The 18,461-nt window shown below is 59.7% G+C and carries 19 protein-coding genes and 5 pseudogenes; 11 read left to right on the plus strand and 13 right to left on the minus strand.

Annotated features, from left to right (window positions below; translation table 11 throughout):
- Positions 1–73 precede the first annotated feature (73 nt).
- Positions 74–282 (minus strand): annotated as a pseudogene (locus LB565_RS29020) (integrase core domain-containing protein); the annotation flags it as partial.
- On the opposite strand from LB565_RS29020, the gene LB565_RS29025 reads away from it, so the two are divergent.
- From LB565_RS29025 to LB565_RS29040, 4 genes are all read left to right on the plus strand, one after another.
- Positions 184–528: a hypothetical protein gene (locus LB565_RS29025; RefSeq protein WP_224589527.1), complete on the plus strand. Its 345-nt coding sequence runs from the start codon at positions 184–186 to the stop codon at positions 526–528. The pseudogene LB565_RS29020 and the gene LB565_RS29025 overlap by 99 nt on opposite strands.
- Entirely contained in the window at positions 528–1,553 is a 1,026-nt protein-coding gene (locus LB565_RS29030) for a helix-turn-helix domain-containing protein (protein WP_224589509.1), read from the plus strand. Before LB565_RS29025 ends, LB565_RS29030 begins: the two co-directional genes overlap by 1 nt.
- 377 nt (positions 1,554–1,930) lie before the next feature.
- A complete protein-coding gene (locus tag LB565_RS29035; protein ID WP_224589510.1) occupies positions 1,931–3,322 on the plus strand; it encodes a YadA-like family protein in 1,392 nt (463 codons plus the stop codon).
- Positions 3,323–3,385: 63 nt separating this feature from the next.
- Positions 3,386–4,015, plus strand: a complete 630-nt coding sequence (locus tag LB565_RS29040) for a hypothetical protein (RefSeq protein ID WP_224589511.1) — start codon at positions 3,386–3,388, stop codon at positions 4,013–4,015.
- A gap of 440 nt (positions 4,016–4,455) precedes the next feature.
- Here the strand turns inward: LB565_RS29040 and LB565_RS29045 are convergent, their stop codons facing one another.
- The 7 genes and pseudogenes from LB565_RS29045 to LB565_RS29075 all read right to left on the minus strand — a co-directional run bounded on the left by LB565_RS29045 (position 4,456) and on the right by LB565_RS29075 (position 8,136).
- Positions 4,456–4,629: a hypothetical protein gene (locus LB565_RS29045; protein ID WP_224589512.1), complete on the minus strand. Its 174-nt coding sequence runs from the start codon at positions 4,627–4,629 to the stop codon at positions 4,456–4,458.
- 79 nt (positions 4,630–4,708) lie between these two features.
- A pseudogene (locus LB565_RS29050) lies at positions 4,709–5,141 on the minus strand (ABC transporter ATP-binding protein); the annotation flags it as partial.
- Positions 5,142–5,403: 262 nt separating this feature from the next.
- Positions 5,404–5,706: a hypothetical protein gene (locus LB565_RS29055; protein ID WP_224589513.1), complete on the minus strand. Its 303-nt coding sequence runs from the start codon at positions 5,704–5,706 to the stop codon at positions 5,404–5,406.
- Between the two features lie 862 nt (positions 5,707–6,568).
- Positions 6,569–6,721, minus strand: a complete 153-nt coding sequence (locus LB565_RS29060) for a hypothetical protein (protein WP_224589514.1) — start codon at positions 6,719–6,721, stop codon at positions 6,569–6,571.
- A 116-nt stretch (positions 6,722–6,837) separates the two neighbouring features.
- A complete protein-coding gene (locus tag LB565_RS29065) occupies positions 6,838–7,095 on the minus strand; it encodes a hypothetical protein (protein WP_224589515.1) in 258 nt (85 codons plus the stop codon).
- A gap of 189 nt (positions 7,096–7,284) precedes the next feature.
- Positions 7,285–7,653, minus strand: coding sequence for a hypothetical protein (locus tag LB565_RS29070; protein WP_224589516.1), 369 nt, complete (start codon positions 7,651–7,653; stop codon positions 7,285–7,287).
- 297 nt (positions 7,654–7,950) lie between these two features.
- Positions 7,951–8,136 (minus strand): DUF3606 domain-containing protein, encoded by a 186-nt coding sequence (locus tag LB565_RS29075; RefSeq protein ID WP_224589517.1) that lies wholly within the window; start codon positions 8,134–8,136, stop codon positions 7,951–7,953.
- A 224-nt stretch (positions 8,137–8,360) separates the two neighbouring features.
- On the opposite strand from LB565_RS29075, the gene LB565_RS30085 reads away from it, so the two are divergent.
- Entirely contained in the window at positions 8,361–8,579 is a 219-nt protein-coding gene (locus LB565_RS30085; RefSeq protein ID WP_224589525.1) for a DUF982 domain-containing protein, read from the plus strand.
- The gene (locus tag LB565_RS29085) at positions 8,528–9,121 is read left to right on the plus strand and encodes an SOS response-associated peptidase (protein WP_224589518.1); all 594 of its coding nucleotides are present in this window, start codon (positions 8,528–8,530) and stop codon (positions 9,119–9,121) included. The genes LB565_RS30085 and LB565_RS29085 overlap by 52 nt, the downstream gene beginning before the upstream one ends.
- A gap of 2 nt (positions 9,122–9,123) precedes the next feature.
- Here LB565_RS29085 and LB565_RS29090 read toward each other — a convergent pair whose 3' ends face one another.
- The 3 genes from LB565_RS29090 to LB565_RS29100 form a co-directional block, all read right to left on the minus strand.
- Positions 9,124–9,531: a hypothetical protein gene (locus tag LB565_RS29090; protein WP_224589519.1), complete on the minus strand. Its 408-nt coding sequence runs from the start codon at positions 9,529–9,531 to the stop codon at positions 9,124–9,126.
- 173 nt (positions 9,532–9,704) lie between these two features.
- Positions 9,705–10,550: a plasmid partitioning protein RepB C-terminal domain-containing protein gene (locus tag LB565_RS29095; protein WP_224589520.1), complete on the minus strand. Its 846-nt coding sequence runs from the start codon at positions 10,548–10,550 to the stop codon at positions 9,705–9,707.
- Positions 10,547–12,112, minus strand: coding sequence for a recombinase family protein (locus LB565_RS29100; protein WP_224589521.1), 1,566 nt, complete (start codon positions 12,110–12,112; stop codon positions 10,547–10,549). Before LB565_RS29100 ends, LB565_RS29095 begins: the two co-directional genes overlap by 4 nt.
- A gap of 64 nt (positions 12,113–12,176) precedes the next feature.
- Here LB565_RS29100 and LB565_RS29105 point away from each other — a divergent pair.
- The 3 genes and pseudogenes from LB565_RS29105 to LB565_RS29115 all read left to right on the plus strand — a co-directional run.
- Positions 12,177–12,428: pseudogene (locus LB565_RS29105) on the plus strand (type II toxin-antitoxin system HicB family antitoxin); the annotation flags it as partial.
- A gap of 196 nt (positions 12,429–12,624) precedes the next feature.
- Positions 12,625–12,942 carry a YMGG-like glycine zipper-containing protein gene (locus tag LB565_RS29110; RefSeq protein ID WP_224589522.1) on the plus strand — a complete coding sequence of 106 codons (318 nt, stop codon included), beginning with the start codon at positions 12,625–12,627 and terminating at the stop codon, positions 12,940–12,942.
- 114 nt (positions 12,943–13,056) lie between these two features.
- A pseudogene (locus tag LB565_RS29115) lies at positions 13,057–13,676 on the plus strand (class I SAM-dependent methyltransferase).
- A gap of 821 nt (positions 13,677–14,497) precedes the next feature.
- Here the strand turns inward: LB565_RS29115 and ligD are convergent.
- Positions 14,498–16,267 (minus strand): DNA ligase D, encoded by a 1,770-nt coding sequence (gene ligD, locus LB565_RS29120; RefSeq protein WP_411970700.1) that lies wholly within the window; start codon positions 16,265–16,267, stop codon positions 14,498–14,500.
- 215 nt (positions 16,268–16,482) lie between these two features.
- On the opposite strand from ligD, the pseudogene LB565_RS29125 reads away from it, so the two are divergent.
- Positions 16,483–16,761 (plus strand): annotated as a pseudogene (locus LB565_RS29125) (DUF488 family protein); the annotation flags it as partial.
- A gap of 39 nt (positions 16,762–16,800) precedes the next feature.
- Here LB565_RS29125 and xth read toward each other — a convergent pair.
- Positions 16,801–17,586 (minus strand): exodeoxyribonuclease III, encoded by a 786-nt coding sequence (xth, locus tag LB565_RS29130; protein ID WP_224589523.1) that lies wholly within the window; start codon positions 17,584–17,586, stop codon positions 16,801–16,803.
- A gap of 120 nt (positions 17,587–17,706) precedes the next feature.
- Here xth and LB565_RS29135 point away from each other — a divergent pair, with 120 nt between their 5' ends.
- Positions 17,707–17,883: a hypothetical protein gene (locus LB565_RS29135; RefSeq protein ID WP_224589524.1), complete on the plus strand. Its 177-nt coding sequence runs from the start codon at positions 17,707–17,709 to the stop codon at positions 17,881–17,883.
- Positions 17,884–18,461 lie beyond the last annotated feature (578 nt).

The raw sequence follows: 18,461 nt of genomic DNA on the forward strand, positions 1-18,461 counted from the left end.
GAAGCTCGCTCTGCGCCAAGCCGCATGACCAGCCTCGTGGCCGCCCCTTTTGCAGAACTTGACGCACACAACCGAAACGTTCGGGCTGGGAGGCCCATGCCTTGCAGATGGACTCGTAGGGCGTGAGGCCTTTGAGGGTCTTGAGCCTGCGAGCGAAATTGTAGGCGGCGAGGAGTCGGCGAGATGCAGGCGGAGCTGATCGTGACTCTCGTGGCAGAAGCGCTTGACCATCGCGTTCTTGATGGTCCGGTTCATCCTCTCGACCTGGCCGTTGGTCCATGGTCCTTGGTTGCCGGCAAGCGATTCGAACGACAGGGCGACACCGTCATCGCCGAAGAACTGGAGCGAAGGCGCCGCAACCCCGGCGAGCGCGTTGCTCGTGAAAAGTCGCGGAGGGCCGTGCGTCGAAGAAGGAAAGCGGGCGCCGGTTGCGGCCTGCCGCGTTGCTGCGGGCCACATTTCCCTCTATGGTCCAGCGGCGTCGAGCCGCCAATGTCATATGTGGACGTATCCCGGATGAACCTCTGATGGAGCCCTCAAATGCGCCGGTGCCGCATTCTGTGCTCGATACGCGGGGCATGCCTGGCAAGCAAGCCTTCGCCTTTTGGCAGGACCATATAGGGTCGCAATACGACTTGCGGACGCCCAGGGAATTTCCAAAAGCCTTCAACGCGCGCGTGGATTTCTGGCACCTCAAAAGCGCGCTCCTCGGCACGTTCCAAGGGCCGGCTCAGGATTGGAGCCGATCCCGCGCGTGCATCGGGCGCGATGGCATGGACAGCTTTCATCTGCTGGTTTTTCGCGGGGGCTGGAGCGCTCCGCACGGCGGCGGAGTGCCGGTTGGTCCCGGCGATATCCTCGTCTGCGATATGGCGCAACCGCTCTACATGCGCGGGGGAGACAATGAATTGCTTACCCTCGTCTTGCCGCGCCATCAGCTGGCGCCCCATCTTCACGCGCCGGACGAGCATCATCTGCATCTGCTGCGGTCGGCCGATCCCCTGGCGACGCTCCTGAAGGACCACCTGTCAAACCTGCTAGGGCATCTGCCCAACATGTCGCTGGAACAGGCCAGGGCGGCCATACCCGCCACCGTGCACCTGACTGCGGCCGCCCTCAATGGCACGATAAGAGACGAGCAACTCGGCAGCGTCCGCATGGCGATGACCGAGCGGATATGCCGCTATATCGACGCACGTATTCTCGACAGCGGCTTGAGCCCTGAGTCAATTGCCCGCCAATTCGGCATGACGAGGCGCAATCTCGGCCATCTGTTTGAATTCTCCGGCGGCGTCGCCGCCTACATAAGGCGTAAGCGTCTGTCGCTGGCTCATGCGAGATTGAGGCGCTCGGCGAGAAGCGGGCAGTCGATCGAGGACATCGCCCAAGCGCATGGGTTCAACCATTATCGCAGTTTTTCCCTCGCCTATCGCAAACAATTCGGGACCTCGCCGCGGGAAACGCGTGCGCAGGCCCTGAAGGGAACTGCGCTTTCCAAGGACGCCGACAGCAGGTTGTCGCCCTGGGCGCACTGGCTCAAGGATTTGAAATAGCGCGGGCCCTCCTTCGATATTTCCGACCTCCGCTGGCGAATTGGCCTCCTCCGCCTCACTGGTGCGTCCCCTGCCGGGCAGCCTCCGGAGAGTTCCCGATAGAATCCGTTCCTGAATTTTCCGGCTTGCTTTCCTGAATTTTCCTATTTGAAAGCACCGCGTCGTCCGGTCTGTTCAGACGGCCCGTCCTCCCCCAAACGTTTCCCTCGAATGCCGCTGCGCTCCGTTGTCGGAGCCGTAGCCGTTTCCGTTCCGCTGCGTGCGGATCGGCCAATGAACCGAGGGGCTGGACGGATGCAATCCAATATCTCGCGCAAAGACCGGCCGCATCCGGCGGGGCGCGCTTCTGTTTTTTCCCGACACTTTCAAGAGCGTAGATGGGCGATTCAGCAATGGGGGTGACGATGGCGCACGGGTTCCGTTCGATCGAGGCGTGGGCAGGCACAGCCGGGGAATCGGTCGCGCGGGAGCGGCTGCTTCCCGGCTGCGCGCTGACTGGCCTGTCGCTGGCGGCGGGGTTCGCCGCCGGCATGGCCGCGCTAGCGCCTCGCGAGCGGAGGACCGAGTTCATTTGCATGTCGACCGACGGCACCGGGCAAGGCGCGCAGGCGCTAACAAACTCGTCGTGCCCCCTCCAAGTGGAGGATGCGAGATGTGCCGTAGCTCCGGGACAAAGAGACGTGGATTCTGTTCTTGGTCGTGGGACCGTCGATCTCCGATCGGAGCTTGGAAAGGGCAGCGCCGCCCGAAAACGCGGCGGCTTTTCGTTTGAGGGGATCATGGATTCGACTTGGAATCTCTTTGGGTGTCATGGAGGCCGTGGCGTCGGTGCGCCGTTCTTGGTCCTATTTTTCATGTCCTTTTTCTGGACGGCGCCAGTTTCGGCACAGGTCTCCTTCGGCGGGGACGCTGGCGACCCTGAGAACACGGTGTGCAGCTTTGCCGGATATATCGGCACCACGATGAACGATGATTGCTCGGGTTCCGACACCTCGTTCGTGCCCGCGCCATTTATCCAAGTTGGCCCCACTGGAAGCCAGATTAATTTGGACGCAAACACCGGCGAGGCTACTTTCGGCGCGAAAGCGACGTTCAACGCCAATGTGCAAGTCAATGGGCTGATCCAGGCCGACCAGGCGACGATCAACCAAGGCACCTTTGGGGGCAGCCTGAGCGCCGCCTCTGGCGCTACCGTCAATATGAACGGCAACCGCATCCAGAATGTCGGCACGCCGACGGCTGGAACGGATGCGGCCACGAAGGACTACGTCGACAGCCTGGCAAGTGTCGGCGTGGCGAAAGACGCGGAGCAAGACGGTCGGCTCGACGGCGTCGAAGCCAAGAATGTCGAGCAGGACGGTCGTCTCGATGGCCACGACACCATGCTGGCGGCGCACCAGGCGACGCTCGACACCCACACGCTGCAGATCGCCGACCTCGACAGCCGGGTGACGACGAACACGCAGGACATCGCCAACCTCGACAACCGGGTGACCGGCTTGGAGGCCAACCTCAGCGAAGGTTTCGCCAGGCTGGATGGGCGCATTGACCAGGCCTTCGAGGGCGCGGCCATGGCCATGGCCGCGCCGGCGATGCCATTGGACAAGAATTATGCCGTCTCCATCAACTGGGGCGGCTTCGAGGGAAAGAACGCCTTTGCCGGCACCGCCCAAGCGCGTATCAGCGAGAGCTTCATGGTCCATGGCGGCATCGGTGTCGGCTCGTCCGGCACGGTGGGCGGCCGCGCCGGCCTGACCTATGCCTGGTGACCTGTGGCGGCTGATGGCGCAATGCAACCGCCCGCCCGGACGCTCCGAAAACGGAGCGACCAGATGAAGGCGATCTTGCTTCGCCTCCTGCTCGCCATGGCACTGCCTCTTGCGTTGGCGCAGCCGCTTCCGGCGGCGGCTCAGCAGGAGAAGACGGCTCCGCCGGAGAAGAAGACGCAACGCTCCGCGAAACCCGGCGGGCTGGTCAAGCCAAAGCCCGCCAACATCGACAGGAACGGCGTGCTGATCCTGGTGCGATACGCACTGCTGGCGGTCGACCAAGCCAACAAGACCGGCAACTATACCGTGCTGCGCGACCTCGGCGCGCCGGGCCTGCAGGCCAGCACGGCCGCGCAACTGGCCGAGATATTCGCCAGCCAGCGCAAACAAGGCATTGACCTCGCCGGTGTCGCGGTTCTGGAGCCACAGCTGACCCTGCTGCCGCAGATCGAGACCAACGGCATGCTGCACATGGCAGGCTTCTTTCCATCGGTGCCCTTTCGCCTGAACTTCGAGCTTCTTTTCGCTCCCGCCGACCATCAGTGGAAGCTCTTCGGCATCTCGGTCGATCTCGGCAATAACAGCCCTCAAGCACCGGATACTCCTCAGGCAACGGCCCCAGCAGCGGCGGCCGAAACACCGGCGGCGCCAGCGGCCGCAATCGGCGCAAAGTCAAAAGGCGCCGCGAACTGACGTAGGCGCGCAGCCCGAGATCCAGCGCCCGCGCATCGCGGGCCGAGGCGAGTAGTAACATTCGTCTGGAGCTTGATACAAGCAGCTGCCGGATCACAGGCAACACCGCCAACCCACAAGCGAAAAACGTCCGCCGCCGGGGTGAGGGGAGACGGACGCTTTTCGATTTGGGGTCCGAGCGATAATCGTGACCTGTCTCGCCCCACGTTCATGATCAGATAACGCCTAGCGGAGTGGCGCACAGCCGGCATTGCGCAGGGCTGCTATGAAAAGGATTGCGTGTCCCCTGATATCATCGTTGGCCTGGTCCCGAAGCGGCAGGTTACTCCAGCACTCCAACGGTTCGAGAAAGCTGGCGAAGCTGCCTTCGGCGATACTGGACCTGACGGACGCACCTTCCTTATCCAAGACCAGGATGCCTATCTCTCCTAGCGCATAGCCTATGGCGGCAACCGTTGGTAGTGTGCGTCACCGTCCAGGCGGATTTCGAAGAGCAGCCGACCTGATGTCTGATGTGCGATTTCGGCTGCTTTTTCTGCGAAGCTCAGCGGCAGCGATCGGATATTTCCGACTGCCATTTCAAACAGAACCGCATTCGATTCAGCCGCCGTCATGAATGCACTTTGCGCCAAAATCTCGCCCGTGCAATCACACGTCCACGTTATTCACAGCCTGCCAAAAGCGCGGCTGCCCGCGGCGCGGTAGTCGTTGGGCCCGCAGGAGGTCGTGCGTGACATAGACGATGGTGACGCCCAGCATCGTATGGATCTGCTTGATCTCGATCTGCATGCGTTAGCGCAATTTCTTGTCGAGCGCGCCGAGCGCCTCGTCCATCAGCACAAGGCTCGGCTGGAAGACCAGCCGCGGGCCAACGCCACGCGCTGCTGCTGGCCGCCAGAAAGCTGCGTTGGCCGGCGATCGCCGAATTGCTTGAGCCGCACCATGTCGAGCGCGCAACCCACGCGGGCCGCGATGTCGGCCTTGCTTACCTGACGGACGGAGAGCGGAAACCGACATTCTCCTCAACCGATATATGCGGGAACGGCGCGTAGTTCTGGAACACCATGCCGATGGCATCACGGAGAACGATGCGCGGGCAGCCTTGAGCTATGAGCAATCGGAACAGCGCGCCGCCGCCAGCCGGGCGAAGATGTATCACAAGGCAGACGAGCTGGTCGACCGAGTGGCCCCACCGAAACCGCTGCAGCAAACAAAATGATGACATGACCGGGGTGAAGGCAGTTACCGCCGAAGCAACGCGATGGAACTCATGGGGCTGGGTGCCCTCGAGGTAACCTGGAATGGCGGCTGCGGCTCTGGCGTCCCGGATCGCGGCCTATTGGTCCGATATCTGGCGCGTGCTGCGGGGCGGCTAGCACGCACCGAACCTAGGTGATCTCGTAATAGAAATCGCAAATCAAATCGGCGACTTTCGCCGCTTCGAAGTCGGTCATGTGCGCCGCGTTCTCTATGGCGACCTTCTCCAAATCGTCCTGATCGGCCGCCAAAAAGTCCAGCAACTTTGCAAATTTGATCTTGAGTTCGAGGTCGCCGTTGAATTCGTCAATTGTAACATTCAGGATGGTTGCGCTCGCTTCAATCAGCCTCGCCTGAATGCTGTCTGCGGAGGCTGCTAGCTCGCGGATCGCACCGAAGAAGTGTTCACGAGCATTGGTATATTTGTCGTCCATTTTTGGGTACCTTTGTTGGTGAAAAGCGCACCCTGGACGCGGGGAGCGAACCGCGACTTACTCTTTGCACCGAGTCCGAGTCAACCAACTTCGGCCACCTGTGGCACCGTCGATTTCAGGACATGAAGCGAGAGATCGACCAACTGCGGCGTAAGCAGGCCTTGCCTTAACATTTGTGGCAGCGGCACGCCGTCCCATGTGCTTTGTGATCAAGTTCTCGGTCCTGGCGGGTCCGAGACCAACCACCGTCGCCCGCTGGCTCCGGCCGGCGGGCCTTTTACATCATCTGTTTGCTGAGTTCGCTATCAGATGCTTGTGCTTCTCGAAAAGGTGCAGCTTCTCGGGATATCCAAGCCGGAGCGCCGCGTTACACGACGGACATTTGAATGAGGATATGGTCTTGAACCATGAGCCTTTTCGAACGATCGGGTGTTCGCAACTTGGGCACCCGAATGTGAGATATTCGTCGTTAAGTTCTTGAGGAATCGGCAATCCGGCACCTTTGGCGATGGATGCCCACCATCATCGCAGGCAATGGTGGGCATCCATGAGCGGGCGACGAAGGGACTATGCTCGCCAGCACTCCCAAATGGCCGTGTCTAGAAAAGGTTTCGTACTGAAGGACTTATGAGTTTACGGATACGACGTTCGTCTCGCGCGCATTGCGACTGAAGGGTCGGACATAGGTATCGGAGGAACAACCCGGAGGTTTCCGCTGTTCCCGAGTAGCCTGCCGGGCACGTTGCCAGTATGCGCCCTTCAGGCTCCTTCAGTACCTGCCCGTCGGCTTCCGGCCGACGGGCTTTTTGTGATTTGGAGAGCGCTGCCTCATCCAGCGTCTCGACGCCGTTCTCAAACAGCGTCATGACCTCGCCGCCAGCGTCTCCCGCTCGGGACTGGCCAAGGACAGATCGGCTCCAAGCTCTTTGAGCGCGCCAGCAAGTATTGCAAGCTGTTCCGGTGTGGCAGAACCGTTGTGCCGCATCTTCATCGCCCTGATCTCGGCATGGACCATGCGGATTCATCCATTCCTGTGACAATCTTGCTCGCTGCAATAAGATTACAGGTGCCCCTCAACCGGCGGGCATGCAAGCCCTCGAAGAACACCCTCAGGCAAGCGATAAAAGCGGACTAGCGAACCGCGGAATTGCTGTCACCGTATCGAGCTAGAACGGCCTGAAGCGCTTCGATCGCTTCATCCGGCACCTTGCCATCCGACACGACGAAGAATTCATGGCTCTGCCGGCCTATGTAGTCGGGAACGATTTGAAACCGGTAGGCGGGCAGTGCTGCGCGAAGATCGTCAACCAGCTCGTCGACAAGCTTGGGCGTGACCGCGCACATGCGCGGCGGCACGACGATCATGCCGCTGGCCAGCTTAGTGGTCATCGCGCTGATCTCTTCGAAAAAGACCGGCGGCCGACGCATACCTGGATTTGAGGTCCGTACATGAAAGCGTCGGCCGCCAGTTTGGGCGGGGGGCGCGTCTCAAATGACGCAGGAGTAGATTAGGTGCGTTGGGGGCACCTTCAATGAGGATGCCCCGATATGGTGAACAGGCGATTACTATCCATAGGCTCACTGACCACGGAGTTCGGCCGCCAATGCTTCAAGCGCTTCCACATCAGGAGCGTATTGGGCAGCGTGAGTTGGATATCGTTCCTGCTGCTGGCGATAGAACTTCAGCCACTTTGGCAAGTCCTCGATCGGGAACGTTCCTCGCCAGATGCCCTTCTCCAGCGTGAACGTGCCCGTCTTCGAATCGTATGTCGCCATCGCCTTCATAGGGGCGTTATAGGTTCGTGTTCCTGAAACAAAAGACCCGGCCGATCGTTTGCGATCTGCAACCGTGGGTAATCCCACCCCCTGTTCATCCACTTCGATCAGGAGAACCGAATATGATCCGGCAAGCAGGGTCTTATCCGTCTGGTGCGTGGCCAGCGGCAAGCGCTACGACTTCGAGGGGGTGCCTTCGTAGACTTACGCGGCGTTCCGGTCAGCGTTTGTCGTCAAAGGCCGCTTTTTCAACGACCACATTCGCAATCATTTCCGCTATCGCCGCGTATCGGACCTGAAAGCGGTCCGCTATGCGTCCAGTTCAAGTGGCTCGTGACTTGGCCGTTGGTGCCAGATGAGCTGGCGCAGGTCTCGGAGATCAATGGCTTGGCCGCGGATTGGGCAAACATGAGCTCGTCGACCGGCTCGCTACCGGGCCAACAATGGGTGGGCCAAGCTCCGAAATCTTCATCCTCGAAGCTTCTCCGCCTCCCGTTCCAGCGTCCTCCGATCGTTGCCATGCTGCTTGATCAGATCGCGCACCTGTTGAACTGTGAGCCCTACCTTGTTTGCGAAATGCCGCACCTCGTAATCTTCATCCGCTGATACCCGATCGCGGTCACGAGCACCGCGCTTGCTCTTGTCGTCTGCCATGGCTGTTCCTCCTGGTGACAAAGAACAGTGGCGGCAAGGGAATGTTCCCATTAGCCGAAGCTAACCGAACAGATGTCACTCTGGCGAATTGGGTCCGGTTCGGCATGTGGCGGAAGGCGGCTGTGCAGGATGAGCGATTTGAGATCTAGGAGCATATCTGCTGCTTGGGCAACGCGAGCCACCGTGTAGATTGTCTTGCCCGATTTGCCGAGCGCAACGCGCACTTGCTTGGATGGCCCGCACCAACCGGCAGGAAGCACATAGCGGCGCGCAAGCCTTGCCTCAGTATCCTTCAGGGCCTCAACGATCCACCGCACGCCCGAAAAGCCTTTATTGCGGCGGCTGCAGAGATCATATTCTGGTGGAGCGCGATCAATTCGGATGAGCTTCCATGTGCAATGATTATGAGCAGCATGTCGCCTGGGCTGAGTACTGCCGGATGATGGCCGAGCTGGCGCTGAAGATCCCAACGCATCAAACCGAGCTTGATCTTCCTCAAGCTGACGACATTCGCATCAACGATCCGGCGCCAATCATGCGAGCTGCCGGCGATGAGGTCGAACTCGCCTCAATGACGTTCGGCTTTCCCTCGCCGGGACCGAAAGGAGGGCCGGTGTTCAACTTCCGATCGGAAGATCGGCGCTTCGCTGATAGCAAGCGCTGTCTGGTTCCTGCCTCGGCCTTCTTCGAGTTTACGGGCACCAAATACCCAAAGGCGAAACACCGCTTCACTCTGAACGGTGCTTCGTTCCTGGCTATTGCCGGGCTCTGGCGTGAGGCGGCCGGCAACAAGCCGCCCACCTTCACCATGTTGACGACTGATCCTGGACCGGACGTGGCACCATATCACAATCGGCAGGTTGTCGTTCTTCAGCCTGAGAATTGGCGCGCCTGGCTCGGTCTCTCGAAACCAGAGAGCGAGTTATTGCGGCCGTTGCCGGCAGGATCGTTGGTGGTTGAAACGGTCAGGCCAGAGCGCGCCTGAGTTCAGTTGCGAAGCGGCTCCGGCACGCTGAGCGGTCCGATTTCCAGAATTCGTTTGTAAGCGCCCGGGCGGCGCCAGACGCCGCGCGCCCGCCCGTTCTCCCGGTCCCGCTTCGGATCGAACGCTATACCCCCGAAATGGGCGACAAAGGCATTTGCCGCATCCGGGTCCGTGAAGCAATGCAGCCGCCATTGCTCCTGTCTGCCATCCTCCCAGACCGCAATCACCGTCCTGATCCGGTATGAAAGGCCCTGCTGATCGAGGAATCGCTGGATTAGCGTAAAGTTGTGCCCCGTGCAGATGTCGTCGGGCAGGGCGACCTGGTGCGGCATGTCGCGGTCGATCACCGAAGGAAACGCGTCATTTGGCGCGACGAGTAGGAGACCGATGACGAAACGACACAGGCTCAAAGCGGCTACTCTCCGACCCCGGTCCGGCGTCCATCGGGCATCGCGGCATTGCGCGTAATTGGAGCGGCAGAGCCGGAAGGAGACCTTCAGCCCTGTTCGGCACATTCGCAGCCGAACGCAGGCGTCCGCTCCTGGTCAACCTTCCGCAGTTGACTGATCTTCGCTTCCAATGCTCAAGCCGTCGCCACGCGGTTCTTGTATCGAATCTCCCGGAAGTCGAGCAACTTCTGAAACACCTCGAGTTGCCTGACGAAATTGCACGCCAGATACCGCACTAACTTGGGCCTGTTCAGCAGTCGGTCAAAATAACTCGCAACGGCGATCAGGTTGAGCATTCTTGCGCCGTGGGAGCTGGCAGCGCTCAGGTATTCATGGCTGACCTTGGCAAGGTCGGCTTCCATGGCAGCCATTTGCGACGGCGAGATGCCCTCGTATCTTTTTCTACGAGCCGCAGGGTCGGTGAGTTGCGATCGCGGTGTGAGTTCGATCAGGACCTTCGCTACACGAAATTGCACGCGGTCCATGGCGAGCATGAGCCGGACAATTTCAACCTGTCGGTTCGGCACGACCTCTCGCAACAAGCCGAAAATCTTCAAGGGGGCGCCAAAATCCTTCAACAGGTCGAGAGCTTCGAGACAGATGCCTCCGACAAACTGCGGCTCGGCAGCGAGCGGTAACGGGGTCGGCTGTTCGTCGGAAATACCGGCTTTCGCCCCGCCGTCTGGCGAACATTGTGCCAACGCAGAAGGAAGCGTTGCGAAACCATCCGCTTGCAGCAACGCTTGAAATGCAGCGATGCTCAGGACCTGGTGAAAGGCATCGATGACGCTTTCCATTTGATGTCGCACCGTGTCAGCTTCTTTGATGAATTCCTGCATATGGTCCAACTGGCGCTTGTAGGTCCGCAAGAACCCGGGGCCACGCAGCGGGTTCAATGGCGCCTGCAAGTCGTGCGTCAGACGAATGGCATGCCGGTTGTTTCTGACGAAGCGGCGAAGCTCGGCTTTTGTTGTTCTCATGCATTTGCCGAAATCGGTTCTCGTCTCGCCATCTCAACCACGGGATCAAGCGAAGCGAAGAGGAAAGCATCAAGGCGCACGCCATTGTCCGCCTTCAGCATGCGAAGAGCAGACTGCGCTTCATGAGCGGGCGCAATGAGGAAGTCACGAACAGTTTGATGATCAGGCTCCATCTTGATCAAAATCGTCACGTCTGGCCCAACGAGACCACGGTTCCAGAATATCCAGCGTGGATAACCGGTGACGATAGTCCGATAGCGCGCGATGGATATCGCGACGGAGAATTCTTCATTGACACGCATAAGCTTTGTTTTTGGATCGTACAGTGCCAAGCCGCCGGCCTTGCTAATGTTCGATATCAAGTCCTCGACTACGTGCCGCCGGATCTGTTTGAGCCGGTTGCTGACATCCAGTTTCCGATAGTTCGCCGACGCGTCGTATCCGATCAACTGGTAGGCGGCCTTCATGCTTCCAAATCGGTGCGAGTAAATCGAGGCCGAATGACAGCCGGCGGCGGCGTCAATGATTGGGCTCGACAACTTCCCTCGCTCTTTCAGCAGCTTGCTCAGATCGGCCAGCAACTCCTCATCGGGTTTGAGATAAGCGCGCGCCCGCCTGATAGTTTGCGCACGATCGAACACCGCCCGGCTTACGAGCGGCTCGATAACATTGTCGGCGCGAACAAATGCGCTCGGCAGATTTCTTACCCGGTCGTGCAGAAGCCTGTGGGATATCCGGTTCCAGACATTGTTGCCGATATATTTCTCGCTGGCCAACATCGTGCCGACGCACGCCTTGGTCCATGGTCGGCCGAATTCAGTGACAAGGCCGCGCGCGTTTAAGGCAGCCGCAATTTCGGCTTCCGTTTTTCCCTTTGTCACGAATTGATTGAAGATCCATCTTACCGTCGAGATCTCATCTTTTGGCCCCGGGACCAGAATGACTCGGTCGCTGGCAAGCCCTTTTCGCTCGTTGCGACGAAGCATTGCCTTGGGATTTCCGGAGCCATCCACAAGAAGGCGCCTGAAACCATAGCCGGCGGGGCCACCGCCGCTGAAACCCAGTTTGACTATGCGGCTTTGACCGACGAAGACCCTGTTCGACAGCATGCGGCTGTATTCCGCGGCCATGCTGCGTTTGATTGCCTTGAGCACGTCGGACCCGATGCTCCCATCATTGATGAACAGCTCGGCGCAGAACTCGATACGCACTCCAGCTATCTGGCACCGGTATTCATAGGAGGCGCTTTCGTCGGTATTCTGAAAGCGTCCCCATCGGCTGACGTCGTAGACAACGACGGTTTCGAAATCGGCTCGCCGGCTTTCCACATCCTCCAACAGCTGCCGCAAGCCCGGGCGCCCCACGAGGCTGAGGCCACTTCGCCCGGGATCCTCATAGGTTGCAACAATCTCGTACCCCATGACGTTCGCATAATTGCGGATCGCATCTCTCTGGTTGTCGATCGAGTAGATCTGCCTTTCTGTGGACATGCGCAGATACTGGGCCGCACGGGTTCTTGGCCTCCCAAGGGGGCCTGCGGGAGCCGTTGCAAACTTGTCCATCGCCTTGCGCCGCCGTGCTGGTGCTTTAAACTAGCGGTCGTTGATCGAGCGGCAAGGGAACGGAATGCGCCAATACGTCGGGTTGATCCACAAAGAGGACGCCAGCGACTACGGCGTGTCTTTCCCCGACTTTCCCGGCGTCGTTACGGCCGGCGCAACGTTTGAAGAAGCGCGTCACCTTGCCGAGGAGGCCCTCGCCTTGCATGTCGAAGGGATGATCGAAGACGGCGAGGCCGTTCCAAAACCAACGCCGATCGAGCAGATCATGGCATGCCCGGATCATCGCGGACTTGCTGCAATCATCGTGCCGGTGAAGTTCGTTTGAACACGGCAGCTGTTTACTGTCCCGGGACAAGATCTTTCCCGTTTGGCAACCAAGGCGCTCAACCGCCGGGAAACCTTGATTCATTTCGTGAGCAGGCTCCGCCGCCGTTCCGCCGCAATGCAGCCGCACTCGGGAATTTGTTTGCCCCAGCCTGTCAGTCCCCAGGGGCTTCAGAGGAGTTCGAGTGATGTTTACCAAGAAGGCCATTCTCGCGGTGCTGATGACGGCGGCGCTCGCCGGCTGCGAGACGCAAACCGAAGGCCAGCAGCGGGCCACCACCGGCGCATTGCTCGGCGGCGCCGGCGGCGCGCTGGTCGGCCAGGCGATCGGCGGCAACACCAAGAGCACGGTGATCGGTGCGGCGAGCGGCGCCTTGCTCGGCGCCGTGGTCGGCTCGGCCACCACACCGCAGCGCCGCGGCGATCAGCTCTGCCGCTATCAGGACCGCTACGGCCGCATCTACACCGCGCCGTGCGACGACCGCTACTACAACGGCAATTACTGATCGAAGTCTGATCGGCTGGAGACCGGCGCATTCAGCGCCGGCTCCTTCTTGTTGTCATTCTTTTGCACGGTCTAGGATACGGAGATTTCGCGGGCGGGCAGGAGGAGGTCGAGAATGACAAGCCTTGCCGGCGCGCTCAAAAATCGCGGCAAACATGCGGTGAAGTGGCTGCTCCGCTATGACGACCGCAACTGGCTGCGCATCCGCCAGATCGAAGCTTTCACGACGTTCCTCGAAGCGGCAATCGAAAGTCGCGCGACGAGATCGAGATCTCCCCGGGCTGGAACCGCTATTGGCGGGCGCTGTGCCCCAACTACCACTCGGTCGATTTTCCGGACTTCGACATCTGCAAGGACCGGACGGAAGAGCAATATTCAATCGTCATCGCCGACCAGGTGCTGGAGCATGTGCAGCGCCCTATGGCGGCTGCCGCCAACATCCACGCCATGACGAAGCCCGGGGGCTGGGCGATGGTGGCCACACCGTTCCTGTTCCGCGTGCATGCCCGCCCGCACGACTACAACCGTTGGACACCCGCGGGCCTGAAGCAGTTGATGGTCGAGGGCGGCTTTGCCGAGGACGACGTGCAGGCGTTCGGCTGGGGCAACAAGGCCTGCGCCAGGGCGCATATCGGCGGGCCGGTGCGGGCTTACGGGGTGTGGAGAGATCTCAGCAACGACGAGGAATATCCGCTGATGGTTTGGGCTTTTGCGAAGAGAGCTTCACACGCCTAATGAGCAGGCGCCTAGCCGTCCAGATTCACACCGGGCGTGCACCTATAGTCGCTGGCGTTGGCAGGTTGCGGGGAGGTCATAGCCTTTTGCCTCGCCTCCGAGGTGGGACAGATAGGAAGCTGCAGGATCGAGTAGCCCTTTGCTTGCATGCACCTGGCCACATAGCGATCGCGGAGTCCCCCGTTCGCGTCATAGGTTGTTGCGGATGCAGGGATGTTTATGCCGCCAACCTGGCTGCAGCTGGTGCTTGACCCTATCGTGGTGCATTGGACCGAACCGGGGGTGTGCAAGCCAGGATCTATCTGCGTTGCCATCGCCTGAGGTATCTCTTTGAGCGATGCTATCTTGCACTGGTCATAGTCCGCTTGCCGCTGCGACCAGGTCGAGCCCGGTTTGTAGGCGCTTGGCAGCGGACCAGTCTGACAGCCCGCCATGACCGCGGCGGCGGCCAGCATGAATCGTTTGCGCATTTTTGAAAACTCCCCCCGCGCGCAATCAAAAACTTTTGTCCGCTTAGCAACAATGAAAATTCAGCCGGAATGACTTGTCACCAGATCCTGACGTTCGTCAGTCCTGATATAAAGAACAGCGTCAGTAACGCCGGATAAATGAACCGTCGCGGTGACCACTCGCACCACGGCTGTCGTTTGCCATCCAGCGCCGTGCCAAGCCCTCAGCACTCATGACTTCGCCGACGTCCTTCCCGTCTAGGGCAGGCACAACATCCAGATCTTCCGTGACAAGGAGAGCGCGGGTCGGGCAGACTAACCATCGTGGTGCCGCGAACCCGAAGATTGGAGAGTTGTTCGGGATGCTCGCGCCTATGCGGCCTTTTTAGGACTGGCTTTGAACGGGTGCGCGAGCGTAAAGGCGTCCGCATGGATGCCTGCCTCGATCTGCTTCCATGTAACTGGATGAGTGATTGGGAAGCCGAGCCGGGCTCGCGGAGAAAATGCACCAACGGCAGTATTGCCTCGGCCGTTGCGAAGGTAATCAAGAAAAATGCGGCCTCTCCGGGCTACCGGGTCAGCTGATAGAAGATATCGGTCAGGATCGACGTCAACGAGGCATTGAGCGAGCGATCTGGCTAGTTGCCGCGCGCGGTCATGGGTCATCATCGCGGCGAGCGGTGCCATCAAGTGAACGCCTTTTCCACCGGTGAGCTTCGGCCAGCTCTCCAAGCCAGTTGCTTCCAAGATCCCCCGTAGCGACAGCGCGGCTTCGATCACCGCATCCCATGGGACGCTCTCGCCGGGGTCCAGGTCCAGGACAAGCCTGTCGGCATGTTCGATATCGTCAACCGTCGCATTCCAAGGATGAAGCTCGATGGTATCCATTTCGAGCAAGCCGAGCAGGCCGTTGAGATCATCCACCCAAACCCGGACACCTTCGCCGCCCTCGCGCTTCTGAACGCGTAGCTGGTGCACCGACGCTGGTATGGGAGGCAGCGGTCCCTTGTGATAGAAGGTGGCACCGAAGGCATGACGGACCAGCTTTAGCGGTCGTCGGCCCAGATGAACGAGCGCTCGGTCGGCCACTCGCTGCCAGTAGCCCGCAAGCTCTTCCTTGGAAGGTGCAACAGCATCGGGTAGCAACTGGAGAATGTTCTCGCGAGGAACGCCATGTTGGCTCTCCAACCTGCGCTTGGAGGGCGACGGCGGCTTCGCCGGGATCACATGAAGATCCTTGCGCAACCCCTTGAACACCGCCTCGCGCAAGATGCCCCGGTCGGTCACGCCACTGAATTGCATCTCAGCTAGCACCTCCGGCCGCACCCAAGTCGCCTTGGGCTTTTTGATGGGCTCCGACAAAGGTGATTTGCTGATGATTAGCGGATCAAGCCGCTCACGAACCCGCCGAGCTGCCTCCAGCGTATAGCCGCTTTGCGCCTTTCCCGCATAAAGCAGCCGGTCGCCCTCCCATCTGCCAATATACAAAGAAGCAATGCGGCGCGGCTGGGCTCCGAGCTTTTCAACGAACGCTACAATCGGGAACGTGTCGCTCTTTACGCACTTCACTTTGAGCCAGCTCGCTTGGACACCGGATCGGTAAGGAGACTCAGCCCGCTTTGAGACGATGCCCTCCAAGCCCATTCGGCAGGCATGGTCGAACACGTCATTACCGCTAATTTCCAGATGTTCGGCATAGGTCAGCGTTGGAGTCGTTTCCAGCAGGAGTCGGTGCAGAGCAGCTTTTCGCTCAATTAGCGGCCGCTGTCGAAGGTCTCGGCCGTTGAGATGCAAAAGATCGAATGCAAAGAACATGAGCTTTGGCGAGTCTGGATTCCCCAGCTCTCGCTCGAGAGCTTGGAAATCCGGTAAGCCAGTCTTACCAAGGACGACTACTTCGCCGTCGAGGATTGCCGATTTGGCCGATAGGTTCGCCGCCGCTTGGACAATACGCTTATATCGGTGTGACCAGTCATAGCCGCGGCGCGTGAAAGCACGTGCCGCGCCACCTTGGACGATAAGCTCAGTCCGGTAGCCGTCGTACTTGATCTCATGCAGCCAGTCATCGTCTTTGGGGGCGTTCTCGACCAGCGTCGGCGATTGGAACTCGATGAAGGCGAGTTGGTCCTTCGGTCTACGCACGCACTCGGACCTCCCTGAACCAGGATTCAAACCGGGCGAGCGCTATCGGTTCCGATAATTGTAGCAAAATTGAATGTGCGAGCAATGATTCCGCTGAGGTGTGTCTCGAGAGGCTCGTCCATAACGGCACGCTCGGCTCCGGACCGCTCTTCTGACCAAAACCCCCGTCACTTAATGAACCGCGGCGTTGTCAAGAGCGTGGCGCTTGGAGAAGCCAAAGCTTCCACAGCTACGCGGATTATGCTCTCTCGGCGGAATTTCGAAGCGGACTCGATCGCCTGCTCGCACTCCGGCCGCGTCCCTGCGCGATAATGTGCTCGGAAGCAGTCTGGTGGCGGTGCCACCGCCGCATTATCGCTGATTATCTTGTCGCGCGTGGCGAGGAGGTCTTCCACCTCATGGGCAATGGCCGGGTCGAGAAGGCCGTACCAACGGCTGGCGCGGTTCTTCGAGACGACGGGTCAGTGATCTATCCGGCAGCGGCCACCATCTAACGAAAGGCGCAAAGGCCCAGCCGAGGGCGCAGGAATGGATCAGCCGACCAGCTTATCCGCCACGTCAATCCAGGCGGGCGCGTGGTCGCTCGGCTTTTCCCACCCGCGGGTCTCGATATCGACACCTGCAGCTTGAATCGTCTTCGCAAGTGATGGGCTTACAAGCAGATGATCCATGCGCAGGCCGGAGCTTCGGTCGTAGCCTCCGCGATAGGAGAAATTCCAATAGGTGTAGATGCCCTTGCCTGGATGGATCCGACGCATCGCGTCCACCCAGCCCAAGCTCACCATGCGGGCATAGGCGTTCCTGCTTTCCGGGAAGAAAACGGCATCTCCCAACCACCGCGCAGGTACTACGGCGTCAATCTCCGCGGGCACGACATTGTAGTCTCCACAAAGGACGGTGCGCTCGCCTAGCAGCGATTTGCTGTAGGTGATGAGACGTTCGAACCAGCGGAGCTTGTAATCGAACTTTGGGCCTGGTGCGGGATTGCCATTGGGTAGATAGATGCAGCCGACGACGAGGCCACCGATCTCCGCCTCCAGATAGCGGGTGTGCGTATCATCGGGATCGCCCGGCAAGCCGCGGCGGCGCTCGACCGGATCCCTCCCACGCGCCAGTATAGCTACCCCGTTGTAGGATTTCTGGCCGTGCCAGACAGCGCCATAGCCGGCGCCTCGGATGGCCTCTACCGGAAATTTGTCGTCGGACGTTTTCAGCTCCTGAAGGCAAACCACGTCATAGCTGGTCTCGCCAAGCCACCTCAGGAGCACCGGCAGGCGGCCGTTGACACCATTGACGTTGAAGGTCGCGATCCGAGGCATCGCTTATCTCCCTGCGTGGCTTCCTCTGAGCTTGCAACGCGAGGCGCAGTGGTGGGTTCAACCTGGAACTGTTCGTCGGCCTGTCGATTAAGAAATTTGGTGCCACCTAAGGAGGTCTGCATGCGCCGCGGCGACAAATCTAAATACACGGAAAAGCAGCAGCACCAGCCGCCCAAAGATACTGGTCAAGCAAAACGGGAAGCGGCCGCCAAAACGCCTGGCGAGACCAACGATTGGGACCGCGACGCGGTGCATGGTGACGGCGACACCGTCGGCATCAAACCCGACTCCGAATAGCTCGTTCGGAGGAGCAGGGAGTTGCGTTTGTCGGCACGGCAGCACGCGTTTTTTGCAGATGGGGAGGGAGCTGGACGGCAAAGAGAAGCGCCTGCTAACGCAACTGGTCCCATTGAGGTTGTAAGGATCCCGAACGCCAGTCGCGCCCCAGAGCTTCAAGGCAAGAATTGGTTTCATGGCATCTATGATCTCAACCGGTGGCGCCGGCAGAATCGCAGTGACCTCCACCTCGCTCGCGAAATTGTAAGGATAAATACGCATTGAGAGGAATGACGATCGCCGAGCGGGCGGGGGGCTTGGGGATGTCGACGATCGTCGGAGCGCAAGGGGCCATGTAGCCAGCAAACTGCGTTGCGATAGGCCCTGGCTCAGTATGTCGTTGATTCGGCTCAGAAATACATAACAGTTCGGGGGGCGCTTCGCCCAGCGCCATCTTGCAGCCTGCGGCTATTTCTGCCGCAAATTTTGTGATACAATTTGTGCTACCTATTGTGATACAAATCAATCATCGAAACAGAAAAAACTTAGCAAAAACAACGACTACAGCGACACGGCGATCCCAGCCAACGGTACCATCG

Origin of the sequence: Mesorhizobium sp. CA14, assembly GCF_020165195.1 — a bacterium.
Taxonomy (GTDB): domain Bacteria; phylum Pseudomonadota; class Alphaproteobacteria; order Rhizobiales; family Rhizobiaceae; genus Mesorhizobium.